We start from the raw sequence: 723 nt of genomic DNA, 5'->3' as shown, positions 1-723 counted from the left end.
GATCTCTTCCCTTTCTTCAGTACCGGTATAAAGTAGAGTTTCCGGCCTTTCTTCTCCTGAAAAAAGAGGTCATCTGACATGAAAAAGACACGTTATACCGAAGAACAGATAGCGTTTGCCCTGAAACAGGCTGAAACCGGTACTAGGGTAGAGGAAGTATGCAGAAAGATGGGTATTTCTGAAGCCACTTTTTACAATTGGAAGAAAAAATTCGGTGGTATGGGCGTGACAGAACTTCGCCGCCTGAGACAGCTCGAGGAAGAAAACCAGCGTCTGAAGCGCCTGGTGGCAGATCTGAGTCTGGACAAAGAGATGCTGCAGGAAGTCATCAAAAAAAAGTTCTGAGACCGGCGCAGAAGCGGGAGGCGGTAACCTGGTTGCTGGAGGCCTACCGTATCGGGCTGCGGCGTGGTTGCCGTCTGATGATGCAGAGCCGCACGGTCTACCACTATCAAAGCCGGCGTGACGACCGCGCAGTCACGCAGCGGATAAGGGAAATAGCGGAAACCCGCATCCGCTACGGCGTGCAGCGCATACATATCCTGCTGCGCCGGGAAGGCTGGCTGATTAACCATAAGAAAACCCACCGTATTTATTGTCAGGAGGGACTGAATCTGCGGACAAAGCGGCCCCGCCGACATGTCACAGCCAGACACAGACAGGAGCGCCCGGCAGTGACGGCAGCCGATCAGTGCTGGAGTATGGATTTCGTTGCTGATAATC

General features: G+C 53.0%; 1 pseudogene. It reads left to right on the top strand.

Annotation, left to right across the window (positions count from 1 at the left end):
• Positions 1–78: 78 nt before the first annotated feature.
• Positions 79–723: pseudogene (locus X965_RS19260) on the top strand (transposase); the annotation flags it as partial.

Source organism: Morganella sp. EGD-HP17, from assembly GCF_000512315.2.
In the GTDB taxonomy this organism is placed as follows: domain Bacteria; phylum Pseudomonadota; class Gammaproteobacteria; order Enterobacterales; family Enterobacteriaceae; genus Morganella; species Morganella morganii.
The sequence above is the reverse complement of the archived record's forward strand: the minus strand, read 5'-3'. Positions and strand labels throughout refer to the sequence as shown.